The organism is Achromobacter sp. EG18, assembly GCF_059759395.1.
In genome coordinates, this window is record NZ_CM186213.1 from 571915 (window position 1) to 596631 (window position 24717).

General features: G+C 67.6%; 17 protein-coding genes. 9 read left to right on the forward strand and 8 right to left on the reverse strand.

All coding sequences use genetic code 11. From position 1 onward, the window contains the following. Window positions 1–5 precede the first annotated feature (5 nt). Window positions 6–1430, forward strand: coding sequence for a DHA2 family efflux MFS transporter permease subunit (locus AC6CR5_RS02745; RefSeq protein WP_173001192.1), 1425 nt, complete (start codon window positions 6–8; stop codon window positions 1428–1430). An 82-nt stretch (window positions 1431–1512) separates the two neighbouring features. On the opposite strand, the gene AC6CR5_RS02750 is transcribed toward AC6CR5_RS02745, so the two are convergent. Continuing rightward, window positions 1513–2133 (reverse strand): chorismate--pyruvate lyase family protein, encoded by a 621-nt coding sequence (locus AC6CR5_RS02750; protein ID WP_038504796.1) that lies wholly within the window; start codon window positions 2131–2133, stop codon window positions 1513–1515. A 129-nt stretch (window positions 2134–2262) separates the two neighbouring features. Between AC6CR5_RS02750 and AC6CR5_RS02755 the strand changes: the two genes are divergently transcribed. After that, the gene (locus AC6CR5_RS02755; protein WP_006387473.1) at window positions 2263–2994 is read left to right on the forward strand and encodes a pseudouridine synthase; all 732 of its coding nucleotides are present in this window, start codon (window positions 2263–2265) and stop codon (window positions 2992–2994) included. 89 nt (window positions 2995–3083) lie between these two features. Here the strand turns inward: AC6CR5_RS02755 and AC6CR5_RS02760 are convergent, their stop codons facing one another. Beyond that, the gene (locus AC6CR5_RS02760) at window positions 3084–3989 is read right to left on the reverse strand and encodes a LysR family transcriptional regulator (protein ID WP_026382680.1); all 906 of its coding nucleotides are present in this window, start codon (window positions 3987–3989) and stop codon (window positions 3084–3086) included. 315 nt (window positions 3990–4304) lie between these two features. Between AC6CR5_RS02760 and AC6CR5_RS02765 the strand changes: the two genes are divergently transcribed. Genes AC6CR5_RS02765 through adeC form a run of 3 tightly spaced genes read left to right on the forward strand, consistent with a single transcriptional unit; the run spans window position 4305 to window position 10182 of the window. Then, window positions 4305–5498 (forward strand): efflux RND transporter periplasmic adaptor subunit, encoded by a 1194-nt coding sequence (locus AC6CR5_RS02765; protein WP_498085254.1) that lies wholly within the window; start codon window positions 4305–4307, stop codon window positions 5496–5498. Window positions 5499–5512: 14 nt separating this feature from the next. After that, window positions 5513–8695 carry an efflux RND transporter permease subunit gene (locus AC6CR5_RS02770; protein ID WP_020927311.1) on the forward strand — a complete coding sequence of 1061 codons (3183 nt, stop codon included), beginning with the start codon at window positions 5513–5515 and terminating at the stop codon, window positions 8693–8695. After that, a complete protein-coding gene (adeC, locus tag AC6CR5_RS02775) occupies window positions 8692–10182 on the forward strand; it encodes an AdeC/AdeK/OprM family multidrug efflux complex outer membrane factor (RefSeq protein ID WP_020927312.1) in 1491 nt (496 codons plus the stop codon). The genes AC6CR5_RS02770 and adeC overlap by 4 nt, the downstream gene beginning before the upstream one ends. 80 nt (window positions 10183–10262) lie before the next feature. On the opposite strand, the gene AC6CR5_RS02780 is transcribed toward adeC, so the two are convergent. Further along, complete coding sequence (locus AC6CR5_RS02780; protein ID WP_006387478.1) at window positions 10263–10514, reverse strand: GlsB/YeaQ/YmgE family stress response membrane protein; 252 nt, start codon at window positions 10512–10514, stop codon at window positions 10263–10265. Between the two features lie 143 nt (window positions 10515–10657). Continuing rightward, window positions 10658–11272: an SCO family protein gene (locus AC6CR5_RS02785; protein WP_047992772.1), complete on the reverse strand. Its 615-nt coding sequence runs from the start codon at window positions 11270–11272 to the stop codon at window positions 10658–10660. A 222-nt stretch (window positions 11273–11494) separates the two neighbouring features. Here AC6CR5_RS02785 and AC6CR5_RS02790 point away from each other — a divergent pair, with 222 nt between their 5' ends. Continuing rightward, window positions 11495–12226 carry a class I SAM-dependent methyltransferase gene (locus AC6CR5_RS02790; RefSeq protein ID WP_080969387.1) on the forward strand — a complete coding sequence of 244 codons (732 nt, stop codon included), beginning with the start codon at window positions 11495–11497 and terminating at the stop codon, window positions 12224–12226. Between the two features lie 60 nt (window positions 12227–12286). Here AC6CR5_RS02790 and AC6CR5_RS02795 read toward each other — a convergent pair whose 3' ends face one another. The 4 genes from AC6CR5_RS02795 to AC6CR5_RS02810 form a co-directional block, all read right to left on the reverse strand. Continuing rightward, complete coding sequence (locus tag AC6CR5_RS02795) at window positions 12287–14353, reverse strand: M3 family metallopeptidase (protein ID WP_498085255.1); 2067 nt, start codon at window positions 14351–14353, stop codon at window positions 12287–12289. 220 nt (window positions 14354–14573) lie between these two features. Continuing rightward, window positions 14574–15425 carry a bifunctional methylenetetrahydrofolate dehydrogenase/methenyltetrahydrofolate cyclohydrolase FolD gene (folD, locus tag AC6CR5_RS02800; protein WP_047992770.1) on the reverse strand — a complete coding sequence of 284 codons (852 nt, stop codon included), beginning with the start codon at window positions 15423–15425 and terminating at the stop codon, window positions 14574–14576. 55 nt (window positions 15426–15480) lie between these two features. After that, window positions 15481–16107, reverse strand: a complete 627-nt coding sequence (locus tag AC6CR5_RS02805) for a response regulator transcription factor (RefSeq protein ID WP_020927318.1) — start codon at window positions 16105–16107, stop codon at window positions 15481–15483. After that, the gene (locus AC6CR5_RS02810; RefSeq protein ID WP_020927319.1) at window positions 16104–17858 is read right to left on the reverse strand and encodes a PAS domain-containing sensor histidine kinase; all 1755 of its coding nucleotides are present in this window, start codon (window positions 17856–17858) and stop codon (window positions 16104–16106) included. Before AC6CR5_RS02810 ends, AC6CR5_RS02805 begins: the two co-directional genes overlap by 4 nt. Window positions 17859–18289: 431 nt before the next feature. Between AC6CR5_RS02810 and aceE the strand changes: the two genes are divergently transcribed. Genes aceE through lpdA form a run of 3 tightly spaced genes read left to right on the forward strand, consistent with a single transcriptional unit; the run spans window position 18290 to window position 24466 of the window. Further along, the gene (aceE, locus tag AC6CR5_RS02815; RefSeq protein ID WP_006387485.1) at window positions 18290–20998 is read left to right on the forward strand and encodes a pyruvate dehydrogenase (acetyl-transferring), homodimeric type; all 2709 of its coding nucleotides are present in this window, start codon (window positions 18290–18292) and stop codon (window positions 20996–20998) included. 12 nt (window positions 20999–21010) lie between these two features. After that, window positions 21011–22681 (forward strand): dihydrolipoyllysine-residue acetyltransferase, encoded by a 1671-nt coding sequence (aceF, locus tag AC6CR5_RS02820; protein WP_054444260.1) that lies wholly within the window; start codon window positions 21011–21013, stop codon window positions 22679–22681. Between the two features lie 12 nt (window positions 22682–22693). Beyond that, on the forward strand, window positions 22694–24466 hold the full coding sequence (gene lpdA / locus AC6CR5_RS02825; RefSeq protein ID WP_054497834.1) for a dihydrolipoyl dehydrogenase: 1773 nt from the start codon (window positions 22694–22696) through the stop codon (window positions 24464–24466). Window positions 24467–24717: the final 251 nt, after the last annotated feature.

Genomic DNA, 24717 nt, shown 5'->3' on the forward strand with positions numbered 1-24717 from the left:
TCGACATGCATTCCAATGCCACCCCCGCGGCTCACCAAGCCGCCGCCGCGCCGTCCGCGGCCGAATCCCCCTGGCCGATCTTCTGGATCGCCAGCGTGGCCGTGTTCCTGGTTTCCCTCGACGCGACCATGCTCTACGCCGCGTTCGGCGCCATGCGCGCCGGCTTTCCCGAGGCCTCGGCCGCCGACATGTCCTGGGTGCTGAACGCCTACACGGTGGTCTATGCGGCCATGCTGATCCCGTCCGGCGGGCTGGCCGACACGCACGGGCGCAAGCGCATGTTCATGATCGGCGTGCTGCTGTTCCTGGCGGCCTCGGCCGCCTGCGGCCTGGCCGGCACCGTCGGCTGGCTGATCGCGGCGCGCGTGGCGCAGGCGGTCGGCGCGGCGTTGCTGACGCCGGCCTCGCTGTCCATCGTGCTGGCGGCGTTCCCGGCCGCGCAGCGCTCGGTGGCGGTGAGCCTGTGGGGCGCCGTGGCGGCGCTTGCCGCCGCGGTCGGCCCCAGCCTGGGCGCGTTCGTGGTCGATGCCGCCGGCTGGCCCTGGGCCTTCTACATCAACCTGCCGCTGGGCGCGCTGTCGCTGTGGTTCGGCGCCGCCCGCCTCTTGGAATCGGTGCGGCCCGAAGCGCGCCGGCGCGTCGATGGCGTCGGCATGGCGCTGCTGATGGTGGGCGTGGGCGCGCTGGCGCTGGCCATCGTGCAGTCGGAATCGCCGCACTGGAGCCGTGGCGAGCTGTGGATGGTGGCGGCCGTGGGGCTGGTGTCGCTGGCGGCCTTCGTGGGCTGGGCCCGCAGCACGCCGCATCCGCTGGTCGACCTGGCGCTGTTCAAGCATCGCACCTATCGCTACGTGAACCTGGCCACGCTCAGCTTCGGCATTGCCTTCGCGATGATGTTCTTCGCTTTCTTCTTCTACATGACGGGCGTCTGGCACTACAGCCTGCCGCGCGCCGGCCTGGCGGTCACGCCGGGTCCGCTGCTGGTGATGCCGACCGCGATCATCACCGGCAAGCTGGCCGCGCGCATGGGGCATCGGCCGTTCCTGGTGGGCGGCGCGCTGGTCTATGCCGCCAGCGGCCTGTGGTTCCTGCTGGTGCCCGGCGCCGAGCCCGCCTACCTGGCGCATTGGCTGCCGGGCCTGCTGCTGAGCGGGCTGGGCGTGGGCATGGTGCTGCCCTCGCTGGCTGGCGCGGCGGTCAATCGGCTGCCGCCGCAGCACTATGCGGTGGGCAGCGCGGTCAACCAGGCCACGCGCCAGATCGGCGCGGTGCTTGGCGTGGCGTTGACGGTGCTGCTGCTGGGCAAGGGCGCGCTGAGTCACGCGGATTTCGACCCGCTGTACATCGGCCACGTTGGCCTGGCGTTGCTGACGGGCTTGCTGTGCCTGGCGGTGGACACGCGGCCGCGTCCGGCGCCGGCCCATGCGTGACCGGCGGCCCGGGGGCAAGGGCGCGGGATTGCAAGGCGTGGGATGGCGCGCGGGCGGCCGCGCCCGCGGCATTGCGCCGCGCCTAGCGCGGCGTGCGCTGGTGCGGCACCAGCGGCGGCGCCGCGCGGCCCGCCAGCAGCTTCCAGAAGTCCGGCAGGAAACACTCGGCCACCAGCAGCGGCTGGCCCTGGCGCCAGAATACCGAGCGCCGCGCCCACACGCGGCCAGCCTCGCGCGCCTTGCCATTGGCCGCGAGGGCGCCCAGGGCGGTGGCGTGGAACGGCACCGGCGAGGCAAGGCGGCGACAGGCGAAAGGCGAGCGGATCACCGTGCTGTCGTGGTAAAGCATGTCGGCCAGCGGTCGCGTCAGCAGCCGCCGCATGCCCTGCCAGGCGCCGTGCGAAGCGCGCAAGGGCGTCAGGCTGCGCGCCGGCACGCTGTCGATGCCGTCGACCGACATCAGGACTTCGCGCACCCATACGGGCGCGCCGGGCGCGATACGCATGGCATGGGCCTCGTCGGCGGGGGCGCCGTCCGCATATTCGGCCAGCACCCGCAGGCGCACCTGTCCGACCTGGCGCAGGCCGGCGGTCAGGGCGCCCGGGCGGAACAGCCAGTGGCGCTGCGTGAGTGTCAGGACGGGCGGCGCGCTGGCCAGCCAGCCCGCGGCGAGGGGAGGGTGATGTGCTGCGGCTAGATTCATCATGGCTGCGTATTATGCCAAGGCCGGCGCGCCGTCCGGGCGCGATGCCCTGTGGCCGATTGCCGCAGGCGCGCCGGCGCAGGCCCCGAGGCGGGGGCGCCGGCGGGGCCTGCGCATACAATACCGCCCATGGAAAAAGTACGAATCTCCAAGCTCATGTCCGAGCGTGGACTCTGTTCGCGCCGCGAGGCCGACAGCTATATCGAACGCGGCTGGGTGCGGGTCGACGGCGAAGTGGTGTCCGAACTGGGCGCGCGCGCCTTCCCCAACCAGGTCATCACGCTGGAACGCGCCGCGCAGGCGCGCCAGACTTCCCGCGTCACCATCCTCATCAACAAGCCGGTCGGCTACGTCTCGGGCCAGGCGGAAAAAGGCTATACCCCCGCGGTCGCGCTGATCGACGCGCGCTCGCGCTTTGCCGGCGACCGCAGCCCGCAGCGCTTCGAGCGCGGCCACCTGGACGGTCTGGCCGTGGCCGGGCGGCTGGACATCGATTCGCAGGGCCTGCTGGTGCTGACGCAGGACGGCCGCGTGGCCAAGCTGCTGATCGGCGAGGACTCCAGCATCGACAAGGAATACCTGGTGCGGGTGCAGGGCGACCTGTCCGAGAACGGCCTGGCGCTGCTCAACCACGGCCTGTCGCTCGATGGCAAGGCGCTCAAGCCGGCCCAGGTGCGCTGGCAGAACCACGACCAATTGCGCTTCGTGCTGCGCGAAGGAAAGAAACGCCAGATCCGTCGCATGTGCGAACTGGTGGGCCTGAAGGTGGTGGGCCTGAAGCGCGTGCGCATCGGCCGCGTGGCCCTGGGCGAGCTGCCGCTGGGCCAGTGGCGCTACCTGCGCGACGACGAACGCTTCTGACGGGCGCGGCGGCGCAATGCCGCCGCACGCTTGCGGGCCCGGCCCTTGCAGGCCGCGTACAGATTTTTCAGTCTGTTTCCGAGCGCCCTTCATTTCATGAAGGGCGCGGTATCCTTCGCCTGCCCGTCGCCGCCCAGGCGCTCCATCAGGAATTCGATGAAGATCCGGGTCTTGGCGGGCAACAACCGGGTTTCCGTGACGGCATAGACCGGGAACGGGCCCAGTTGCCAGTCCGGCAGCACCCGTCGCAGCTGGCCCGATTTCTGCTCGGCCGTCTGGCCTCCCACCAGCACGGTGATCCCCGCGCCCAGCATCGCCAGGCGCCGGGCCATCGCCACGCCATTGACGGAAAAGCGGTTGCCGGGCGTGAACTGGATGTGCTGGTCGCCGCTGTTGAGCGGCCAGCGGGTCACGCGGCCGGCGCCTTCGGCGCGGAACTCGATGCACTCGTGGCGGGTCAGGTCACTGGGGTGCTTCGGCTCCCCGTGCTTCTCCAGGTATTCGCGCGAGGCGTACAAATGGGCCGGCAGCATGCCCAGCAGCCTTGCGATCTGCGTCGAATCGGGCAGTTCGCCGATCTCGATGGAAATATCGCTGGTCTGGAACACGCGCTGCGCGTGGTCGGGATTGGCCAGGTCCAGGAAAAAGGTGACGTCGGGATAGCGGCGCGAGAACTCCATGAACGATTCAGCCAGGAAGTCCGTGCCGAAATCCGCCGGCATGTTCACCCGCAGCGGCCCCGACGGCGTGTCGACCAGCTTCTGCAACTCCTCGTGGGCGATCTGGGCCTCGGCCACGATGCGCTGGCAGCGTTCGAAGTACAGCCGGCCGGCGTCGGTCAGCTCGACCTTGCGGGTGGTGCGGCTGAGCAGGCGCAGGCCGACCGACCGTTCCAGTTCGGCCACCTGGCGAGACAGTGTTGATTTGGGCACTCCCAGGGCAGCCGCCGCACGGCTAAAACTGTGCGTCTTGGCGACCTCCACGAAGAGCTCCATGCCTTGTAAGCGTTTCATGGAAGGAATTCTGTCACATGGCGGGGCGAATTATTGTCCCATATCTGGAATGATGTTTTCGTAATATGCCTCTTTGTTTCTCGGGCGGGATAACGCAAAATGCCGATTCTGCAATGCAGCAAAGCGTCGAAGCCCTGCCTGAATGTCTGAGGCGAAACCACCCCAGTCAATCCTCACGAGCCGAACCGATGCATGGTTCGGCTTGCGCCGTCGTTGTCGCCGGAATCCCGGCGGGCGCAGGCCCCGGTGGGCGGGTGTGAGGGCTACCTTTTTAGTTGGAAATCGGGAATGCAATCTATGAACAAGAAAAGCGCTATGTGGCGCGGCGCGGCGGTGGTCACGCTGACGGCATCGGCCCTGACGTTGGCCGCTTGCGGCAAGAAGCAGGAAGCACCCCAGGCGGGCAAGCCGCAGGTGACGGTCGTCACGCTCACCACCAAGCCGGTTTCCCTGACCACTGAATTGCCGGGCCGCACCTCGCCGTTCCGCGTCGCCGAAGTGCGGCCGCAGGTCAACGGCATCGTGCAGAAGCGCCTGTTCACCGAGGGCGGCGAGGTCAAGGCGGGCGAGCAGCTCTACCAGATCGACCCCGCGCTCTACCAGGCCAGCTTCGACAGCCAGAAGGCCGCCCTGGCGCGCGCCCAGGCGCAGCAGAAGACCGCCGCGCTGCTGGCCGAGCGCTACAAGCCGCTGGTGGCCACCCGCGCCGTCAGCCAACAGACCTATGACAACGCCGTGGCCGCGCGCGACCAGGCCGTCGCCGACGTGCTGTCGGCCAAGGCCGCGCTCGACACCGCGCGCATCAACCTGGTCTACACCAAGGTGCTGTCGCCGATCAGCGGCATCATCGGCCGTTCCTCGGTCACCGAGGGCGCGCTGGTCACGGCCAACCAGGCCACGGCCCTGGCCGCCGTGCAGCAGATCGACCCGATCTACGTCGACGTGACCCAGTCCAGCGTGCAATTGCTGCGCCTGCAGAACGCGCTCTCCAGCGGCCAGCTCAAGAAGGCCGAGGGCGAGCAGGCCGCGCTGGTCACGCTGACGCTGGAAGACGGCTCGCAATACACCCAGCAGGGCAAGCTGCAGTTCTCCGAAGTCACCGTCGACCCGGGCACCGGCTCGGTCACGCTGCGCGCGGTGTTCCCCAATCCGGACCGCCGCCTGTTGCCGGGCATGTTCGTGCGCGCCCGCCTGGTCGACGGCGTTGCCGCCGACGGTCTGCTGGTGCCGCAACGCGGCGTGACGCGCAACCAGCGCGGCCTGCCGACGGCGCTGGTGGTCAATGCCGAGAACAAAGTGGAATTGCGTGAAATCAAGACCGACCGCGCCATCGGCGACCAGTGGCTGGTCACCGACGGCCTGAAGGCCGGTGACAAGGTCATCGTGGAAGGCGTGCAGATGGTGCGCCCGGGCGTCGAGGTGGTTGCCTCTGAAGCCAGCGCCAAGCCGGCGCAGCAACCGCAGGCGGGCGCCGCGGCGGCCAAGCAGTAGTCAGGGAGCCTTGCATGGCAAAGTTTTTTATCGATAGACCGGTTTTCGCATGGGTGATCGCGATCGTGCTGATGATGGCCGGCGCGTTGTCCATCCTGAAGCTGCCGGTTTCGCAGTATCCGAACATCGCGCCGCCGGCCATCGGCATCGCGGTGACCTACCCGGGCGCCTCGGCGCAGACGGTGCAGGACACCGTGGTGCAGGTGATCGAGCAGCAGATGAACGGCCTTGACGGCCTGGAGTACATTTCCTCGGAAAGCAACTCCGACGGCAGCATGTCCATCACGCTGACGTTCCGCCAGGGCACCAACCCCGACACCGCCCAGGTGCAGGTGCAGAACAAGCTGTCGCTGGCGCAGCCGCTCTTGCCGCAGGAAGTGCAGCAGCAGGGCATCCGCGTCACCAAGGCCACCAAGAACTTCCTGATCGTGGCGGGCTTCGTGTCCACCGACGGCACGATGACCAAGGACGACCTGGCCGACTACGTCGCCTCGTACGTCCAGGATCCCATCAGCCGCACGCAGGGCGTGGGCGACTTCCAGCTGTTCGGTTCGCAGTACGCCATGCGCATCTGGCTGGATCCGGCCAAGCTGGTGAACTACGGCCTGACCACGGTCGACGTGGTCAACGCCATCAAGGAACAGAACGTCCAGGTCTCGTCCGGCCAGTTGGGCGGCCTGCCCGCGGTGCGCGGCCAGCAGTTGAACGCCACCATCATCGGCCCCTCGCGCCTGGAAAAGCCGGAAGACTTCGGCCGCATCCTGCTCAAGGTCAATGCCGACGGCTCCCAGGTGCGCCTGGCCAACGTCGCCCGCATCGAATTGGGCGGCCAGACCTACGCCATCGACAGCTACTACAACGGCAAGCCCGCCTCGGGCCTGGCGATCAAGCTGGCCCCGGGCGCCAACGCGCTCGACACGGCGCAGGCGGTGCGCGACACCATCAATAACCTGAAGCCGTACTTCCCGCCGGGCATGGACGTGGTCTATCCGTACGACACCACGCCGTTCGTCAGCCTGTCGATCGAGGAAGTGTTCAAGACGCTGGTGGAAGCCATCATCCTGGTGTTCCTGGTGATGTACCTGTTCCTGCAGAACTTCCGCGCCACGTTGATCCCGACGCTGGCGGTGCCGGTGGTGCTGCTGGGCACCTTCGGCGTGCTGGCCGCATTCGGCTATTCCATCAACACCCTGACCATGTTCGGCATGGTGCTGGCCATCGGCCTGCTGGTGGACGACGCCATCGTGGTGGTGGAAAACGTCGAGCGGGTGATGGCCGAAGAGGGCCTGACGCCCAAGCAGGCCACCCGCAAGTCCATGAGCCAGATCACCGGCGCGCTGATCGGCATCGCCATGGTGCTGGCCGCCGTGTTCATCCCGATGGCGTTCTTCGGCGGCTCGACCGGCGTGATCTATCGCCAGTTCTCCATCACCATCGTGTCCTCGATGGTGCTGTCGGTGATCGTCGCCATCGTCTTCACGCCGGCGCTGTGCGCCACGCTGCTCAAGCCGATTCCCAAGGGCCACCACGGCACCAAGCGCGGCTTCTTCGGCTGGTTCAACCGCGCCTTCGACCGCAGCAGCCATGGCTACGCCAATACCGTGGCGCGCGGCCTGGGCCGCACCAAGCGCCTGATGGTGGTCTACCTGGCCATCGTCATCGCCATGGGCTGGATGTTCACCCGCATCCCGACCGCGTTCCTGCCGGCCGAGGACCAGGGCATCCTGTTCGCCCAGATCCAGACGCCCGCCGGCGCCACCGCCGAGCGCACCAAGGCCGTCATCGACGAGGCCACCAACTACCTGCTGACCGAAGAGAAGGACGCGGTCACCTCGGTGTTCGCGGTCAATGGCTTTAACTTCGGCGGCCGCGGCCAGAACGCCTCGATCCTGTTCATCAAGCTGCGCGACTGGGAAGACCGCGGCGACGCCAAGCTCAAGGCGGCCGCCGTGGCGGCGCGCGCCAACGCCCACTTCAGGAAGACCGAGCGCGACGCCATGCTGTTCGTGGTGCCGCCGCCCTCGGTGATGGAACTGGGCAACGTCGATGGTTTCGACTTCCAGCTGATGGACCGCGCCGGCGTGGGCCATGAAAAACTGCTGGCCGCGCGCAACCAGCTGCTGGGCGAGGCGGCGCAAAGCAAGATCCTGCAGGGCGTGCGCCCCAACGGCATCGAGGACGCGCCGCAGTACCAACTCGACATCGACCGCGAGAAAGCGCGGGCGCTGGGCGTGGCCGTGTCGGACATCAACAGCACGCTGTCCACCGCCTGGGGCTCGTCGTACGTCAACGACTTCATCGACCGCGGCCGCGTCAAGAAGGTGTTCGCGCAGGGCGAGGCCTCGGCCCGCATGCTGCCCGAAGACCTGGACAAATGGTACGTGCGCAACAAGGATGGCGACATGGTGCCGTTCTCGGCCTTCGCCAAGGCCACCTGGAGCTTCGGCCCGCAGAAGCTGAACCGCTACAACGGCGTGCCGTCCTACAACATCCAGGGCCAGGCGGCGCCGGGCTACAGCTCGGGCGCGGCGATGGAGGAAATGGAACGCATCGCCAGCAAGCTGCCGGTGGGCGTGGGCTTCGAATGGACCGGCATGTCGTACGAAGAACGCCTGTCGGGCGCCCAGGCGCCGGCGCTGTACGCGATTTCGCTGATCGTGGTGTTCCTGTGCCTGGCGGCGCTGTATGAAAGCTGGACGATCCCGTCCGCGGTCATGCTGGTGGTGCCGCTGGGCATCATCGGGGCGCTGGGCGCGACCATGCTGCGCGGCCTGTCCAACGACGTGTACTTCCAGGTGGGCCTGCTCACGACCATCGGCCTGGCGGCAAAGAACGCCATCCTGATCGTGGAGTTCGCCAAGGAGCACTACGAGGCTGGGGCGAGCCTGACGGAGTCGGCGATCCACGCCGCCCGCCAGCGCCTGCGCCCGATCCTGATGACGTCGCTGGCGTTCATCCTGGGCGTGGTGCCGCTCGCGATCTCCTCGGGCGCCGGTTCGGGCAGCCAGAACGCCATCGGCACGGGCGTGATCGGCGGCATGCTGACCGCGACCTTCCTGGCCATCTTCTTCGTCCCCGCGTTCTTCGTGATCATGCTGCGCCTGTTCAAGGTGGAACGCATGAGCGCGCGGCGCGATCCGCACGACCCCAGCGCCAACGATGCGCAGGACGTGTCCGTCGAAGGAAAACCGCAATGAAGCTGCAGATGAGAACCCTGGTTTCCCTTTCCCTGGCGGCGGCCCTGGCGGGCTGCTCGCTGGCCCCGACCTACGAACGGCCCGACGCGCCGGTCTCGGCGGCCTATCCGGCCGGCCCGGCCTACAAGGCCGATGCCGCCGGTCCGGTGGCCACCGCCGACATCGGCTGGCGCGACTTCTTCGCCGATCCCTTGCTCCAGCAACTGATCGAGCAGTCGCTGGCCAACAACCGCGACCTGCGCGTGGCGGCCCTGAACGTCGAGGCGGCGCGGGCGCAGTACCGCATCCAGCGCGCTGACCTGCTGCCCAGCGTCGGCATCGCCGGCAAGGAAACCGCCCAGCGCACACCGGCCGACCTGTCGCCCAGCGGCCAGGCCAGCACCAGCCACAACTACCAGGTCGGCGCCGCGCTGTCCTCGTGGGAGCTGGACCTGTTCGGCCGCATCCGCAGCCTGAGCGACAAGGCGCTGGAATCGTACCTGGCGCTGGACGAAACCCGCACCGCGACCCAGTTGACGCTGATCGCCGAAGTGGCCAACGCCTACCTGACGCTGCGCGCCGACCAGGAGCTGCTGAGCCTGACGCGCGACACGCTCAAGAGCCAGGACGACTCCTACAAGCTCACCAAGCAGAGCTACGACCAGGGCCTGTCCACGGCGCTCGACCTGAGCCAGGCCGAAGTGTCGCTGCGCACCGCCCAGCGCAACCTGTCGCAGTACACGCGCCAGGCCGCGCAGGACCGCAACGCGCTGGTGCTGCTGGTGGGCCAGCCGCTGTCGCCGGAAATCTCGGCGGCGCTGGACAACGCCGTCAAGCTCGACGACGGCATGCTGCCGACCGCGCTGCCGGCCGGTCTGCCGTCCGAACTGCTGGCGCGCCGCCCGGACATCCGCGCGGCCGAGCACCAGCTCAAGGGCGCCAACGCCAACATCGGCGCGGCCCGCGCCGCGTTCTTCCCGACCATCAGCCTGACGGGCAACGCCGGCACCGCCAGCGCCAGCCTGGGCGGGCTGTTCGACGCGGGCTCGGGCGCCTGGAGTTTCGTGCCCCAGATCACGGTGCCGATCTTCGCCGGCGGCTCGCTGCTGGCTGGGTTGGACCTGGCCAAGGTGCAGAAGAACATCCAGGTCGCGCAGTACGAGAAGACGATCCAGACCGGTTTCCGCGAAGTCGCCGACGCGCTCGCGGGCCGCGGCACGCTGGACGAACAGATCCAGGCCCAGCAACTGCTGGTGGCCGCCAACCAGCGCGCCTATGACCTGTCCGAGCAGCGTTTCCGCCAGGGCATCGACGACTACCTGACGGTGCTGGATTCGCAGCGCTCGCTCTACACCGCGCAGCAGGCGCTGGTCGATACGCGCCTGTCGCGCCTGTCCAACCTGGTCACCTTGTACAAGGTGCTGGGCGGTGGCTGGACCGAGCGCACCGTCACGGCGGCGCAGCCCGCGCCGGACGCGGCGGTCGCGCCTGGCGGGCAGCCGGGCTGAGCCTCGCGGCGCGCCGGCAGTGGCAAAAAAAGCGGGCCGATCTTTCGATCGGCCCGCTTTGCGTGGCGCGCGCCAGCGCGTCAGCCGCGCTTCTTGGCGATGAGGCCGACCACGAACAGCACGATGATCGCGCCGACCACCGAGCCGATCCAGCCGGCCGGTTCGCCCGGGGCATACCAGCCCAGGTTCTGGCCGAGGAAGCCGGCCACGACCGCGCCCACGATGCCCAGTATGGTGGTCATGATGATCCCCATGTTCTGGTCTCCGGGCATGATCGCGCGGGCTATCAGCCCGACGATGAAGCCGACGATGATCATGATGATGATGCTCATGCGCGTACTCCTTGCGAGGGTAAAGGGCGATGTGCCCTGATATTACTCACGCGCGTGCCGCCGGGGCTGTAACAACTGGTGTGTGGGGCAAGCACGCAACATGCTGCGCCGCGTCGTCCGTGCAGCAATGTTGCAAGGCGCCCCTAAGAGGTCAGGTCGATGAGCTGGCGCAGGTCCTTGGTCATCGCCTCGATGCTGTCGGTGTCCGAAGCCAGCAGACGGGCGCGGCCCTGATTGTCGAAAATGTACACCCCGCGGCTGTGCGTCACCTCGTACTGGTCGGCGTCGTCGCCGGGCCGGGGCTTTTCGATCTGGTAGGCCACGCGGTAGCGGCGCGCCAGGTCGGCCACCTGCTTTTCATTGCCGGTGACGCCGATGGCCTGGCTGTTGAACGCATTGACGTAGGCCTGCAGGATGTCCGGGGTGTCGCGATGCGGATCGACGCTGACGAACACGATGCGCACGTCGCGCGCCTTGTCGCCCAGGTTCTGCAGCACCGCCGTCAACTGCGCCATGGTGGTGGGGCAGATGTCCGGGCAACTGGCGTAGCCGAAGAACAGCAGCACGGTCTTGCCCTTGAGGTCGTCGCTGCTGACGGTCTTGCCGCCGGCGCCCGGTAGCGAGAACTTCAGGTCGGGCAGGTGGCCCTTGACGTTGTAGAGCGTCCAATCGACATTGCGGTCGCCGCAGGCGGCAAGCAGCATGCACAGGGCCAGGAAGAGACCGCGCCAGGCGCGTCCGGTAAGCAGGTGTCGCATGGGTTCCATCGCCGGTTGGAGGGATAAACCCGTCGATTCTACCCGTTGGCGGCGCGCTGGCCGTGCGCCGCCAACGGTGCGGTTTGTCCCGGCGCAAGGCGCGCGCGGCGCACTTGTGAAGCTTTGTCGAAATATTGTTGGAGAAGTGGCAAATCGGGCCATGCGAACGGTTGTTGACAGCTACAGTCAGGATATTGTCAGTTACCGGCGAGGTGCCACCCTATGAACACCGCGGCCAGCCACGCGCTGGGCTACCCCTATTTTCCGTATTACCCCGTGGTGCTCGACATCCTGCGCAGCCGCCTGGCGGAGCGTGTGCTGGAAGCGCCTTGCAGCCGCGGCTGGCTGGGCGACATGGTGCGCCCGGCGACCGGACGCGATGTCGAACTCGATGGCGTCGGTCCGGCCGGGTTGCCGGCGTCGGCCAATGGCTACCGGCGCCTGACCGTGCATGACCTCGAAACGCCGCTGCCCGCGGCCGCCCCCTACGACGCCGTGGTCTGCAGCGAAGCGATCCACCTGGCGTCCAACCCCGGCCTGCTGGTGCGCGGCTTTCATGACGCGCTGCGCCCAGGCGGCACGCTGGTTCTGACCACGCCCAACGCGGGCCGTGTGCGGGTCCGCCTGCGGGCGCTGCTGCGCGGTGTGCATGTCGATCCCTGGAGCGCCGCGGCGCGCACGGAAGGCGCGCTGTTCCCCCTGGGTTTTGCCCAGCTGCATCAATTGCTGGCGCATCATGGATTCCACGACATCACCCTGCATTCCGTGGTCGAAACCGGGCAAGCGCGCTGGCTAGATCATCTGCTGGCCTGGCCCGCGCGGCGCTATTGCCAGGCGCGCTTGAAACACGCGCAGGACGAGGACAGCCGCCACTTCTGGCGCCAGGCCGGTTCGGAACCGTCGGCGCATGGGAACTGGCTGGTGGTATCGGCGCGCCGGCCGGGGGAGCGCTAGCGCGGCCAGCCAAAAAAAATGGCCCGCTCGCAAGCGGGCCATGAATCATGCGCGAATCGCTCAGCCCGCGCTCATGCCACTGTGGCGCAGCAGCGCGTCGATGCGCGGGGCGCGGCCGCGGAAGGCGGCGAACGATTCGGCGGCGGGGCGCGAGCCGCCGACGGCCAGCACTTCGCGGCGGAAACGCGCGCCGGTGGCCGGATCGAGCGTGCCCAGGGCGTTGCCGGCCTGCCTTGCCGCGGCTTCTTCAAATGCCTCGTAGGCGTCGGCGGACAGCACCTCGGCCCACTTGTAGCTGTAGTAGCCGGCGCCGTAGCCGCCCGCGAACAGGTGCGAGAAGGCATGCGGCAGGCGGTGCCAGGCGGGCGGGAACAGCACCGCGACCTCGGCGCGCACTTCCTGCAGCAGGGCCAGCACTTCGTCGATGCTGGCACCCTTGGCGCGGTCGTGCATCAGCATGTCGAACAGCGCGAACTCGATCTGGCGCACGGTCTGCATGCCGCTCTGGTAGTTGCGGGCCGCGACCAGGCGGTCGTAGAGCGCGCGCGGCAGCGGTTCGCCGCTGTCGACGTGGGCCGACAGCTTCTGCACCACCGCCCATTCCCAGCAGAAGTTCTCCATGAATTGCGAGGGCAGTTCGATGGCGTCCCATTCGACGCTGGCGAAGGCGGCGGCGCCGGGCTCGTCCACTTCCGACAGCAGCGCGTGCAGGGCGTGGCCGGTTTCGTGGAACAGGGTGATGACGTCGTCGTGCGTCAGCACGGCGGCGCGGTCGCCGTTGGGGCGCGAGAAATTGCAGGTCAGGTAGGCGATCGGCGTCTGTACGCGGCCGGCGACCACGCGGCGGGTGCGCTCGCTGTCGACCCAGGCGCCGCTCTGCTTGCCGGCGCGGGCGTACAGGTCCAGGTAGAGGTAGCCGATCAAGTCGCCCTTGGGGCTCTCGACGCGCACGCCGCGCACGTCGGGGTGCCACGACGACACCGGCGTTTCGGCCAGGCGCACGTCGAACAGAGTCTCGATTACTTCGAACAGGCCGGACAGCACGCGCGGCTCGGTGAAGTACTGCTTCACCTCGTCTTCGGAGTAGGCGTAGCGCGACTCGCGCAGGCGCTCGGAAGCATAGGCCACGTCCCACGGCTGCAATTCGGCCAGGCCGAGTTCGGCGGCGGCGTAGGCCTTCAGCTCGGCCAGGTCGCGCTGGGCATACGGCTTGGCGCGCGCGGCCAGGTCGCGCAGGAAGGTGGTGACCTCCTTGGCGTCGCGCGCCATGCGCGTCTGCAGGCGCAGCGCGGCGAAGGTGCCCAGGCCCAGCAGGGTGGATTCCTCGGCGCGCAGCGACAGCAGTTCCTCGATCAGGGGCGAGTTGTCGAACCGGGCATCGCCCTGTTCCGACGCCACCGTGCCGTAGCCGCGGTACAGCGCTTCGCGCAGCGAGCGGTCCTGCGCGTACTGCATGACGGGCAGGTAGCAGGGCATCTTCAGCGTCAGTTTCCAGCCCGGCTTGCCGTCTTCCTCGGCGGCGGCGCGGGCGGCGGCCCGCACGTCGGCGGGAATGCCGGCCAGGCGGGCCTCGTCCTCGATCAGCAGCGACCAGGCGTCGATGGCGTCCAGCACGTTCTCGGAGAATTTCTGCGAGGCCTGCGCCTCGCGGTCGGAAATGGCGGCGTAGCGCTCGCGGTCGGCGCCGCGCAGTTCGACGCCGCTCAGGCGGAAGTCGCGCAGGGCCATCTCGACGATGCGGCGGCGCACCGGCGACCACGACGCGAAATCGGGCGCGGCGGCCAGGCGCTGGTACTGCTGGTACAGGCCTTCGTGCAGGCCGACCCAGGTCGAGAACTCGGTTACCAGCGGCAGGGCGGCGTTGTAGGCCTCGCGCAGTTCGGGCGTGTTGACCACGGCGTTCAGGTGGCCGGCCACCGACCAGGCGCGCCACAGCCGCTCGGACGCGGTATCCAGCGGCTCGACCACGGCTTCCCAGGTGGGCGCCAGCGCGGGATCGGCGGCGCGGTCCACGGCCTGGCGGGCGATGCCCAGCAGTTCCTCGATGGCGGGCACCACGTGGGCGGGCTTGACCGCCTGGTAGTCGACCAGTTCTGAGACGGGGGCGAGCAGGGGATTCTGGGTCATGGTGTTACCAATAGCGTGAGAGGAGAGCGGGCAGCACGCGAGCGCGCCGGCGGGCATAAGGGATCAGGTTGGGGCGGCAGGCCGAAAAGCAAGTGCAGTCCCCAGGAGCGGCCGGTTCCGCGCGCCGCGTCCAGAGACGACTGTGGGTTTGCCCCACTGGCCCCCGAAAGGGCGCGGGGCAAACCCACAGGGGTGCCACGGCGGGCCGCAGGACCGGTCTTCAGGCCGCGGCCCGTTCCGCCGCTTCGACGGTGTTGACCAGCAGCATGGCGATGGTCATGGGGCCGACACCGCCCGGCACGGGGGTGATGGCGCCGGCCACCTGGCTGGCGGAGGCGAAGTCGACGTCGCCGCACAGCTTGCCGTCGGCGCCGCGGTTGATGCCCACGTCGATGACGACCGCGCCGGGCTTGATCATCGAGCCGTTGATCATGCCGGGCTTGCCGGTGGCCACCACCAGCACGTCGGCGCGGCGGGTCTGCGCCGCCAGGTCGCGGGTCTTGGAGTTGCAGATGGTGATGGTGGCGCCGGCGGCCAGCAGCAGCATGGCCATGGGCTTGCCGACGATGTTGCTGGCGCCGACGATCACGGCCTCGGCGCCGCGCAGGGCCACGCCTTCCGATTCCAGCATCTTCATCACGCCGTACGGCGTGCAGGGGCGGAACAGCGGCTGGCCGGTCATCAGCAGGCCGGCGTTGCTGACGTGAAAGCCGTCCACGTCCTTCTCGGCGGCGATGGCTTCGATGACCTTGTGCGCGTCCATGTGCTTGGGCAGCGGCAGCTGCACCAGGATGCCGTGGATGGACGGATCGCGGTTCAGCTTGTCGATGCGGGCCAGCAGTTCGGCCTCGGTCATGTCGGCGGGGTACTGTTCCTTGACGGAATGCAGGCCGGCCTTCTCGCACGCCGCGACTTTATTGCGCACGTACACCTGGGAGGCGGGGTCTTCGCCCACCAGCACCACGGCCAGGCCGGGGCGGGTGCCCTTGGCGGCCAGGGCGGCGACGCGTTGGGCGACTTCTTCGCGAATGCGCTGCGACAGGGCGGCGCCGTCAATGATCCTGGCGGACATCAGGCAACCTCCGCGCGGTGCGCTACGGTATTCGCCTTGGGAACGGCCCGGCGGCTCATGCGTGTGCCTCGGGTTTGGCCAGGGCCACTTTCATCAGATCGGCAACGGTGGTCACTTCAAGTTTTTCCATGATATTGGCGCGGTGCGCCTCGACGGTCTTGATGCTGATGCCCAGGTCGTCGGCGATCTGCTTGTTCAAGCGGCCGGCGACGATGCGCTCCAGCACCTGCTGCTCGCGCGCGGTCAGGCGCGCCAGCATGGCTTCGTGGTCTTTCTGGGCCTGGTGCTTGCTCACGCGCTGCGTGGCCTGCTCCAGCATGCGCGCCACGATTTCGCGCAGATCGGATTCGTTGAACGGCTTCTCGAGGAAGTCGACGGCGCCCTTCTTCATGGTCGACACGGCCATCGGCACGTCGCCGTGGCCGGTGATGAAGACGATGGGCAGGGGGGCGTTGCGGGCGATCAGCTGTTCCTGCAGCTCCAGGCCGCTCATGCCCGGCATGCGCACGTCGGCGATCAGCACGCCGATCTGGCTGGGGTCGTAGTCTTCCAGGAACGACTCGCCGCTGGCGTAGGCGCGAACGCGGTAGCCGTTGGCTTCAAGCAGCCAGCGCAGCGAATCGCGGACCGCTTCGTCGTCATCAACAATGAATACCGTGCTCGACAGGTGGGGCGTGTTCATGCGTGCAACTCCTCTGACTGGTCATTCTGGGCCTGCGTCTGGGACGCAGCGCAGGGCAGGGTAAAGCGGAAAATAGTACCGCCGGCGGGGTTCGGGTCCGCCCACAGGCGGCCGTGGTGCGATTCGATAATGGTACGGCAGATATTCAGCCCCATGCCCAGGCCCTGGGTCTTGGTGCTGAAGAAGGGTTCGAACAGGCGTTCCGGCTCGGCCAGGCCATGGCCGCGGTCGACCACCGCGACCTCGATGTGCTGCTCGTGCAGGATCACGGCCACCTTGAGCTCGTCGGACTCGCTCTTTTCCATGGCTTCCAGGCCGTTCTTGAGCAGGTTCAGCAGCACCTGTTCGATCAGAATCGGGTCGGCCAGCACGTCCGGCGCATTCGACGGCACGAAGCTGTCGATGCGGATGCGGCGCTTGCGGGCGTCGATCTCGGCGAAACCGATGGCGTTGTCGACGATGCGGCCGATCGCCACGCGCTGGCGGCGCGGCTCGCTGCGCTTCACGAATTCGCGGATGCGGCTGATGATCTTGCCGGCGCGCTCGGCCTGCGAGGCGGCCTTTTCCAGCGCCGGCAGCAGCATGTTGGGGCTGGTGTGGCCGGCCTTGACCAGCGCCACCGCGCCCATGCTGTAGTTGGCGATGGCGGTCAGCGGCTGGTTCAGTTCGTGCGCCAGCGACGAGGCCATCTCGCCCATGGTGGTCAGGCGGCTGGTGAGCTGGATCTTTTCCTGCTGCACGCGCGAGGCTTCTTCGTGGGTGCGGCGCTCGGTGATGTCGCGCGCCACCTGCATGCGCACGCGGCGGCCGTCGGTCCAGGCCAGCATGCGGTGATGCACCTCGAACCAGCGCTGCACCGAAGGCGCGAAGACTTCCACGGATTCATCCGTGAAGCGGCCGCGGCGGCCGGCCAGCAGCTCGTCGTGGCCGCCGGTCTGGGCGCCGAACACGCGGCGGTAGGTGCGGTTGGCGAACAGCAGCTCCAGGCCGTCGTGGGTGTCGGCGGTGACCGAGATGGCGTCGTCCAGGCCTTCCAGCACCGTCATGAAGCGCTCGTGCGCGGCGGTCAGGGCCTCGCGGATGCGCTTGGGCTCGGTGATGTCGGTCATCGACGTCATCCAGCCGATCTGGTTGCCGTTGGGGTCCAGCAGCGGCGACACGTACATGCGCGCCGTGAAGCGCGAGCCGTCGCGGCGCTGGGCCTCGACTTCCAGGCCGCTGCTGGGCGTCTTGCCGGACATCAGCACGTCCAGGGTGTGCTGGTGCTGTTCATGGCGGCCCGGCACCCAGTAGGGGAAGGGCGGGCTGCGGCCGATCAGGTCGGCCTCGTTCCAGCCGATCATGCGGCAGAAGGCCGGATTGACGTAGGCGATGCGGCCTTCCATGTCCAGCACGCGCATGCCGGTGGACATGGAGTTCTCCATGGCGCGGCGGAAACCGGTCTCGGCGATCAGGGCGGCCTCGGCGGCGGAACGGAAGCGCGTATAGCGCCACAGCATCAGCAGGCTGATGACGATCACGCACGACAGCGCCAGCACCACCCAGATCAGGCGCTGCTGCCGCATTTCCTGGTCGATGGTCACGAACATGACGCTGTCGTCATGGATGCGCTGCAACCAGAAGAACACCCCCATCACACAGATATAGAGGATCAGCACCATCGCGGGCGTGACCCAGTACACCCCGCGGCGGCGCGTGCGGGCGTGGTCGTGGAACGGCGTGGGTATATTGGACTTGGGCGCGCTGGACATGTAATTTGGGCCGGATAGGCCGGGCATTTTTCATCGCCAGGCCGCCTCAAGATGAAAACGGCCCCGCGGGGCAGCAAGCCGAAGGCGCGGCGTGGGGGGCATTTTAGTGCGTGTCGGCGGGAATTGCCGGGAATCAAGCCCTTCAGAAGGGAGATGGGCTAAAAAAGTGCCTTCCATCCTTTTCAGCTTCTGTTCATATTTTCGCATTATGAAATGCCGTACCGCAACATGAAATTTTCCTTGCGACCGGTTAATCTTCTTTCTTAGAATGCCGGCTGATAGGGAAACCGCTCCCGAGTAGCTGGTCTCTAGCACAACACCCCGACCCATGCATGGCATGGTAGCCCGGATGATCCCGACTACCATGGCATGTCCGCGAGTAGATAAATAAGCGGGTGCGGTCACGAACGAACCCCAACAGGAGACACACGATGTCCTCTTTCGCCCAGGCTGGCGCCGTGCAGGCTGCCAACGACGAAGACACCCTAGAAACCCAGGAGTGGCTCGAAGCCCTGGCGGCAGTCCTTGATCGCGAAGGACCGCAGCGCGCGCACTACCTGCTGGAACGCCTGATCGACGAAGCCCGTCGTTCCGGCGCCCACATCCCGTTCTCGCCCAACACCGCTTACGTCAACACGATTCCGCCCGGCCTGGAGCCGGCGCACCCGGGCAACCTGGAACTGGAATCGCGCATCCGCTCGTACGTGCGCTGGAACGCCATGGCCATGGTGGTCAAGGCCAACAAGCACAATCCGCCGGACGGCGGCGACCTGGGCGGCCACATCGCCTCGTTCGCCTCGCTGGCCACCATGATCGGCTGCGGCCAGAACCACTTCTGGCACGCCGAAGACGAAAACCACGGCGGCGACCTGGTCTACTTCCAGGGCCACACCTCGCCCGGCATGTACGGCCGCGCCTACCTCGAAGGCCGCCTGACCGAAGACCAACTGAACCACTTCCGCCAGGAAGTGGACGGCAAGGGCCTGTCCTCGTACCCGCATCCGAAGCTGATGCCGGACTTCTGGCAGTTCCCCACGGTGTCGATGGGCCTGGGCCCGCTGATGGCCATCTACCAGGCCCGTTTCCTCAAGTACCTGCACGCCCGCGGCATCGCCGACACCAGCAAGCGCAAGGTCTGGGTGTTCTGCGGCGACGGCGAAATGGACGAACCCGAGTCGCTCGGCGCCATCGCCCTGGCGGCCCGCGAAAAGCTCGACAACCTGATCTTCGTCATCAACTGCAACCTGCAGCGCCTGGACGGCCCGGTGCGCGGCAACGGCAAGATCATCCAGGAACTGGAAGGCGACTTCCGCGGTTCGGGCTGGAACGTGATCAAGCTGATCTGGGGCGGCTACTGGGATCCGCTGCTGGCGCACGACAAGGAAGGCATTCTGCGCAAGATCATGGAAGAAACCGTCGACGGCGAGTACCAGGCGTACAAGGCCAACGACGGCAAGTTCGTGCGCGAGCATTTCTTCGGCAAGCACCCCAAGCTGCTGGAAGCCGTGTCGCGCATGAGCGACGAAGACATCTGGCGCCTGAACCGTGGCGGCCACGATCCGCACAAGGTCTACGCCGCGTTCGACGCCGCCTCCAAGCATGAAGGCCAGCCGACCGTCATCCTGGCCAAGACCATCAAGGGCTACGGCATGGGCCACGTGGGCCAGGCCAAGAACCCGACCCACCAGCAGAAGAAGCTGGAACTGGACTCGATCCGCGAATTCCGCGACCGCTTCGGCATCCCCATCCCGGACGACAAGCTGGCCGACCTGCCGTACTTCAAGCCGGCCGACGACTCGCCCGAAATGAAGTACCTGCACGAGCGCCGCGCCGCGCTGGGCGGCTACCTGCCGCGCCGCCGCGCCAAGGCCGACGAACAGCTCAAGGCGCCGGCGCTGGACGCCTTCAAGGCCGTGTTGGAACCCACCGCCGAAGGCCGTGAGATCTCCACCACCCAGGCCTTCGTGCGCATCCTGAACCAGGTGCTGCGCGACAAGCAGCTGGGTCCGCGCGTCGTGCCGATCCTGGCCGACGAATCGCGCACCTTCGGCATGGAAGGCCTGTTCCGCCAGATCGGTATCTACGCGCCGGAAGGCCAGAAGTACACCCCGGTCGACAAGGACCAGGTCATGTACTACAAGGAAGCGGCCGACGGCCAGCTCCTGCAGGAAGGCATCAACGAAGCGGGCGCGATGAGCTCGTGGATCGCGGCGGCCACGTCGTACTCCTCGAACAACCGCATCATGATCCCGTTCTTCATCTACTACTCGATGTTCGGGTTCCAGCGCATCGGCGACCTGGCCTGGGCGGCCGGCGACATGCAGGCGCGCGGCTTCCTCTTGGGCGGCACCGCCGGGCGCACGACGCTCAACGGCGAAGGCCTGCAGCACGAAGACGGCCACAGCCACATCCTGGCTTCGACCATCCCCAACTGCGTCTCGTACGACCCGACCTTCGGCCACGAACTGGCCGTGATCATCCAGCATGGCCTCAAGCGCATGGTGGAAGACCAGGAAAACGTCTACTACTACCTGACGGTGATGAACGAAAACTACCCGCAGCCTGGCCTGACCGCCGGCGACGAGGAAGGCATCATCAAGGGCATGTACAAGCTCAAGTCGCACGGCAAGGGCAAGAACCGCGTGCAACTGATGGGCTCGGGCACGATCCTGCGCGAAGTCATGGCGGCCCAGGAACTGCTGGAAGCCGACTGGGGCGTGGCCTCGGACCTGTGGAGCGTCACCAGCTTCACCGAACTGCGCCGCAACGGCCTGGACGCCGAGCGCCACAACATGCTGCACCCTGACGAGAAGAAGCCGCAGGTGGCCTACGTCACGGAACAGCTGGCCAAGACGGAAGGCCCGATCATCGCGTCGACCGACTACATGAAGCTGTTTGCGGACCAGATCCGTCCGTTCGTGCCCAAGGGCCGCGAGTACAAGGTGCTGGGCACCGACGGTTTCGGCCGTTCGGATTTCCGCGCCAAGCTGCGCGAGCACTTCGAAGTGGACCGCCACTTCGTCGTGGTCGCCGCCCTGCGCGCGCTGGCCGACGAAGGCAAGGTGCCGGTTGCCAAGGTGGCCGAAGCCATCAAGAAGTACGGCATCAACCCGAACAAAGCCAACCCGCAATACGCCTGAGGGTAAAGAGACATGAGCAACGTCGTGCAAATCAAGGTTCCCGACATCGGCGACTTCAAGGAAGTGGAAGTCATTGAAGTGCTGGTGGCGGTGGGCGACACGATCAAGGCCGAGCAGAGCCTGATTACCGTCGAATCCGACAAGGCCTCGATGGAAATCCCCGCCTCGCAGGGCGGGGTGGTGAAGTCGATCGCGGTCAAGGTCGGCGACAAGGTCGCCGAAGGTGCCGTGGTGCTCGAGGTGGAAGCGGCCGACGCCGCCGCTGCCCCGGCCGCCAAGGAAGAACCCAAGGCCGAGGCGCCCAGGCAGGCTGCCGCCGCCGCGCCCGCCGCCAAGGCCGAGGCCGCCGCGCCGGCCGCCAGCAGCGGTCCGGTCGAGATCGAAGTGCCGGACATCGGCGACTTCAAGGAAGTGGAAGTCATCGAAGTCATGGTCGCCGTGGGCGACACGATCAAGGCCGAGCAGAGCCTGATCACCGTCGAGTCCGACAAGGCCTCGATGGAGATCCCGGCCTCGCAGGGCGGGGTGGTCAAGGAAGTGAAGGTCAAGGTCGGCGACAAGGTCGCCAAGGGCTCGGTCGTGGTCGTGGTGGAAGGCAGCGCGCCCGCCGCCGCGGCCGCGCCGGCCGCCAAGGCCGAAGCCGCGCCGGCCAGGTCGGAAGCCCCGGCCGCCAAGGCGGAAGCGCCCGCGGCCCCGGCCACGCCCGCCGTCGGCTCGCGCCCGGCCCCGGCCGCCGCGCTGGAAGACGCCAACCTCAAGCCCGGCCAGCTGCCGCACGCCTCGCCGTCGGTGCGCAAGTTCGCCCGCGAACTGGGCGTGAACCTGAGCAAGGTCAAGGGCACCGGTCCCAAGGACCGCATCACCGCCGACGACGTGCGCGGTTTCGTCAAGACCGCGCTGGCCTCGGGCGCCGCCCCGGCCGCCGCCGGCGGTTCGGCCGATGGCGCCGCGCTGGGCCTGCTGCCGTGGCCCAAGGTCGACTTCACCAAGTTCGGCCCGATCGAAGCCAAGCCGCTGTCGCGCATCAAGAAGATCTCCGGCGCGAACCTGCACCGCAACTGGGTCATGATCCCGCACGTCACCAACAACGACGAAGCGGACATCACCGACCTGGAAGCGCTGCGCGTCACGCTGAACAAGGAAAACGAGAAGTCGGGCATCAAGGTCACGATGCTGGCCTTCCTGATCAAGGCCGTGGTCGCGGCCCTGAAGAAGTTCCCCGAGTTCAACGCCTCGCTGGACGGCGACAACCTGGTGCTCAAGCAGTACTACCACATCGGCTTTGCCGCCGATACGCCCAACGGGCTGGTGGTGCCGGTGATCCGCGATGCCGACAAGAAGGGCATCCTGCAGATCGCCCAGGAAATGACCGACCTGTCCAAGAAGGCGCGCGAAGGCAAGATCTCGCCCGCCGAAATGCAGGGCGGCTGCTTCTCGATCTCGTCGCTGGGCGGTATCGGCGGCACGTCGTTCACGCCCATCATCAATGCGCCCGAAGTGGCCATCCTGGGCGTGTCGCGTTCGTCGCACAAGCCCGTCTGGGACGGCAAGCAATTCGTGCCGCGCCTGATCGTGCCGCTGTCGCTGTCCTATGACCACCGCGTCATCGACGGCGCCGCCGCTGCCCGCTTCAACGCCTATCTGGGCGCCTTGCTGGCCGACTTCCGCCGCATCGCGCTGTAAACGGGGAGCCCCATGAGCAATACCGTTCAAATCAAAGTGCCGGACATCGGTGACTTCAAGGAAGTCGAGGTCATCGAGGTGCTGGTCGCCGTGGGCGATACGATCAAAGCCGAGCAGAGCCTGATCACGGTCGAGTCCGACAAGGCCTCGATGGAAATTCCCGCCTCCACGGGCGGCGTGGTCAAGTCCATCAACGTCAAGGTCGGCGACAAGGTCGCCGAAGGCTCGGTGGTCCTGGAAGTCGAGGCGTCCGACGCCGCACCGGCCGCCAAGCAAGCGCCCAAGGCTGACGCGCCGAAGGCCGAAGCCCCCAAGGCCGAGGCCAAGCCGGCCGCAGCGGCCCCCGCCGCCGCGACCTTCAAGGGCTCGGTCGACGCCGAATACGACATGCTGGTGCTGGGCGCGGGCCCCGGCGGCTATTCGGCCGCCTTCCGCGCCGCCGACCTCGGCCTGTCCGTGGTGCTGGTCGAACGCTACGCCACGCTGGGCGGCGTCTGCCTGAACGTGGGCTGCATTCCGTCCAAGGCGCTGCTGCACAACGCCGCCATCATCGACGAGGCGCGCGAGCTGGCCGCCCACGGCATCAGCTTCGGCGAACCCAAGATCGACCTGGACAAGCTGCGCGGCTACAAGGACAGCGTGGTCGCCAAGCTGACCGGCGGCCTGGCCGGCATGGCCAAGGCGCGCAAGGTCACCGTGGTGACCGGCGTGGGCGAATTCGCCGATGCCAACCACCTGGCGGTCAAGGGCGCCGACGGCAAGTCGCAGACCATCCGCTTCAAGCAGGCCATCATCGCCGCCGGCAGCCAGTCGGTGAAGCTGCCGTTCCTGCCGCAGGACGAGCGCATCGTCGATTCCACCGGCGCCTTGCTGCTGCGTGAAATCCCCAAGAAGATGCTGATCATCGGCGGCGGCATCATCGGCCTGGAAATGGGCACGGTGTACTCCACGCTGGGCGCGCGCCTGGACGTGGTGGAAATGCTGGACGGCCTGATGCAGGGCGCCGACCGCGACCTGGTCAAGGTCTGGCAGAAGAAGAACGCCGGCCGCTTCGACAACATCATGCTCAAGACCAAGACGGTCGGCGCGGAGGCCCGGAAGGACGGCATCTACGTCACGTTCGAGGGCGAGGGCGCGCCGAAGGAACCGCAGCGCTACGACCTGGTGCTCCAGGCCGTGGGCCGCAGCCCCAACGGCAAGAAGATCGGCGCCGACAAGGCGGGCGTGGCCGTGACCGACCGCGGTTTCATCGAGGTCGATCGCCAGATGCGCACCAACGTGCCGCACATCTTCGCCATCGGCGACATCGTCGGCCAGCCGATGCTGGCGCACAAGGCGGTGCATGAAGGCCACGTGGCGGCCGAAGCCGCCGCCGGCCAGAAGTCGTTCTTCGACGCCCGCGTGATTCCGTCGGTGGCCTACACCGATCCGGAAGTGGCTTGGGTCGGCCTGACCGAAGACGAAGCCAGGAAGCAGGGCATCAAGGTCGAGAAGGGCGTGTTCCCGTGGGCCGCTTCCGGCCGCGCCATCGCCAACGGCCGCGACGAAGGCTTCACCAAGTTGCTGTTCGACGCCGAGACGCACCGCATCCTGGGCGGCGGCATCGTCGGCACCCATGCCGGCGACCTGATCAGCGAAGTGGCGCTGGCCGTGGAAATGGGCGCGGACGTCATCGACATCGCCAAGACCATCCACCCGCACCCGACCCTGGGCGAATCGGTGGGCATGGCGGCCGAAGTGGCCGAAGGCGTGTGCACCGACCTGCCGCCGATGAAGAAGAAGTAGATCGCCGGGGCTTGCCGGATCTTCGGATCCGGACGCCGGCACCGCAGCCCGAAGCGCCCAACGGCCTTCGGGCTGTTTTCATTGGGGTCCCCTTGCCGTGACGCCCGCGATCACCGCGCGCAGGGCGAGGCGCGAGCCGCGAACCACCCGCCGGCCGGGCCATGATTGGTACGGTTTTCTGGATAATCTATCCGGTCGCACCCGGCTGATCCGGCCCGCGCGGCTGCCTAGAATCGAATCTCCATCGACAC

Coding starts and splice junctions, on each gene's coding strand:
- AC6CR5_RS02745 (WP_173001192.1), top strand. CDS start 6: ATGCATTCCAATGCCACCCCCGCGGCTCACCAAGCCGCCGCCGCGCCG.
- AC6CR5_RS02750 (WP_038504796.1), bottom strand. CDS start 2,133: ATGAATCTAGCCGCAGCACATCACCCTCCCCTCGCCGCGGGCTGGCTG.
- AC6CR5_RS02755 (WP_006387473.1), top strand. CDS start 2,263: ATGGAAAAAGTACGAATCTCCAAGCTCATGTCCGAGCGTGGACTCTGT.
- AC6CR5_RS02760 (WP_026382680.1), bottom strand. CDS start 3,989: ATGGAGCTCTTCGTGGAGGTCGCCAAGACGCACAGTTTTAGCCGTGCG.
- AC6CR5_RS02765 (WP_498085254.1), top strand. CDS start 4,305: ATGAACAAGAAAAGCGCTATGTGGCGCGGCGCGGCGGTGGTCACGCTG.
- AC6CR5_RS02770 (WP_020927311.1), top strand. CDS start 5,513: ATGGCAAAGTTTTTTATCGATAGACCGGTTTTCGCATGGGTGATCGCG.
- adeC (WP_020927312.1), top strand. CDS start 8,692: ATGAAGCTGCAGATGAGAACCCTGGTTTCCCTTTCCCTGGCGGCGGCC.
- AC6CR5_RS02780 (WP_006387478.1), bottom strand. CDS start 10,514: ATGAGCATCATCATCATGATCATCGTCGGCTTCATCGTCGGGCTGATA.
- AC6CR5_RS02785 (WP_047992772.1), bottom strand. CDS start 11,272: ATGCGACACCTGCTTACCGGACGCGCCTGGCGCGGTCTCTTCCTGGCC.
- AC6CR5_RS02790 (WP_080969387.1), top strand. CDS start 11,495: ATGAACACCGCGGCCAGCCACGCGCTGGGCTACCCCTATTTTCCGTAT.
- AC6CR5_RS02795 (WP_498085255.1), bottom strand. CDS start 14,353: ATGACCCAGAATCCCCTGCTCGCCCCCGTCTCAGAACTGGTCGACTAC.
- folD (WP_047992770.1), bottom strand. CDS start 15,425: ATGTCCGCCAGGATCATTGACGGCGCCGCCCTGTCGCAGCGCATTCGC.
- AC6CR5_RS02805 (WP_020927318.1), bottom strand. CDS start 16,107: ATGAACACGCCCCACCTGTCGAGCACGGTATTCATTGTTGATGACGAC.
- AC6CR5_RS02810 (WP_020927319.1), bottom strand. CDS start 17,858: ATGTCCAGCGCGCCCAAGTCCAATATACCCACGCCGTTCCACGACCAC.
- aceE (WP_006387485.1), top strand. CDS start 18,290: ATGTCCTCTTTCGCCCAGGCTGGCGCCGTGCAGGCTGCCAACGACGAA.
- aceF (WP_054444260.1), top strand. CDS start 21,011: ATGAGCAACGTCGTGCAAATCAAGGTTCCCGACATCGGCGACTTCAAG.
- lpdA (WP_054497834.1), top strand. CDS start 22,694: ATGAGCAATACCGTTCAAATCAAAGTGCCGGACATCGGTGACTTCAAG.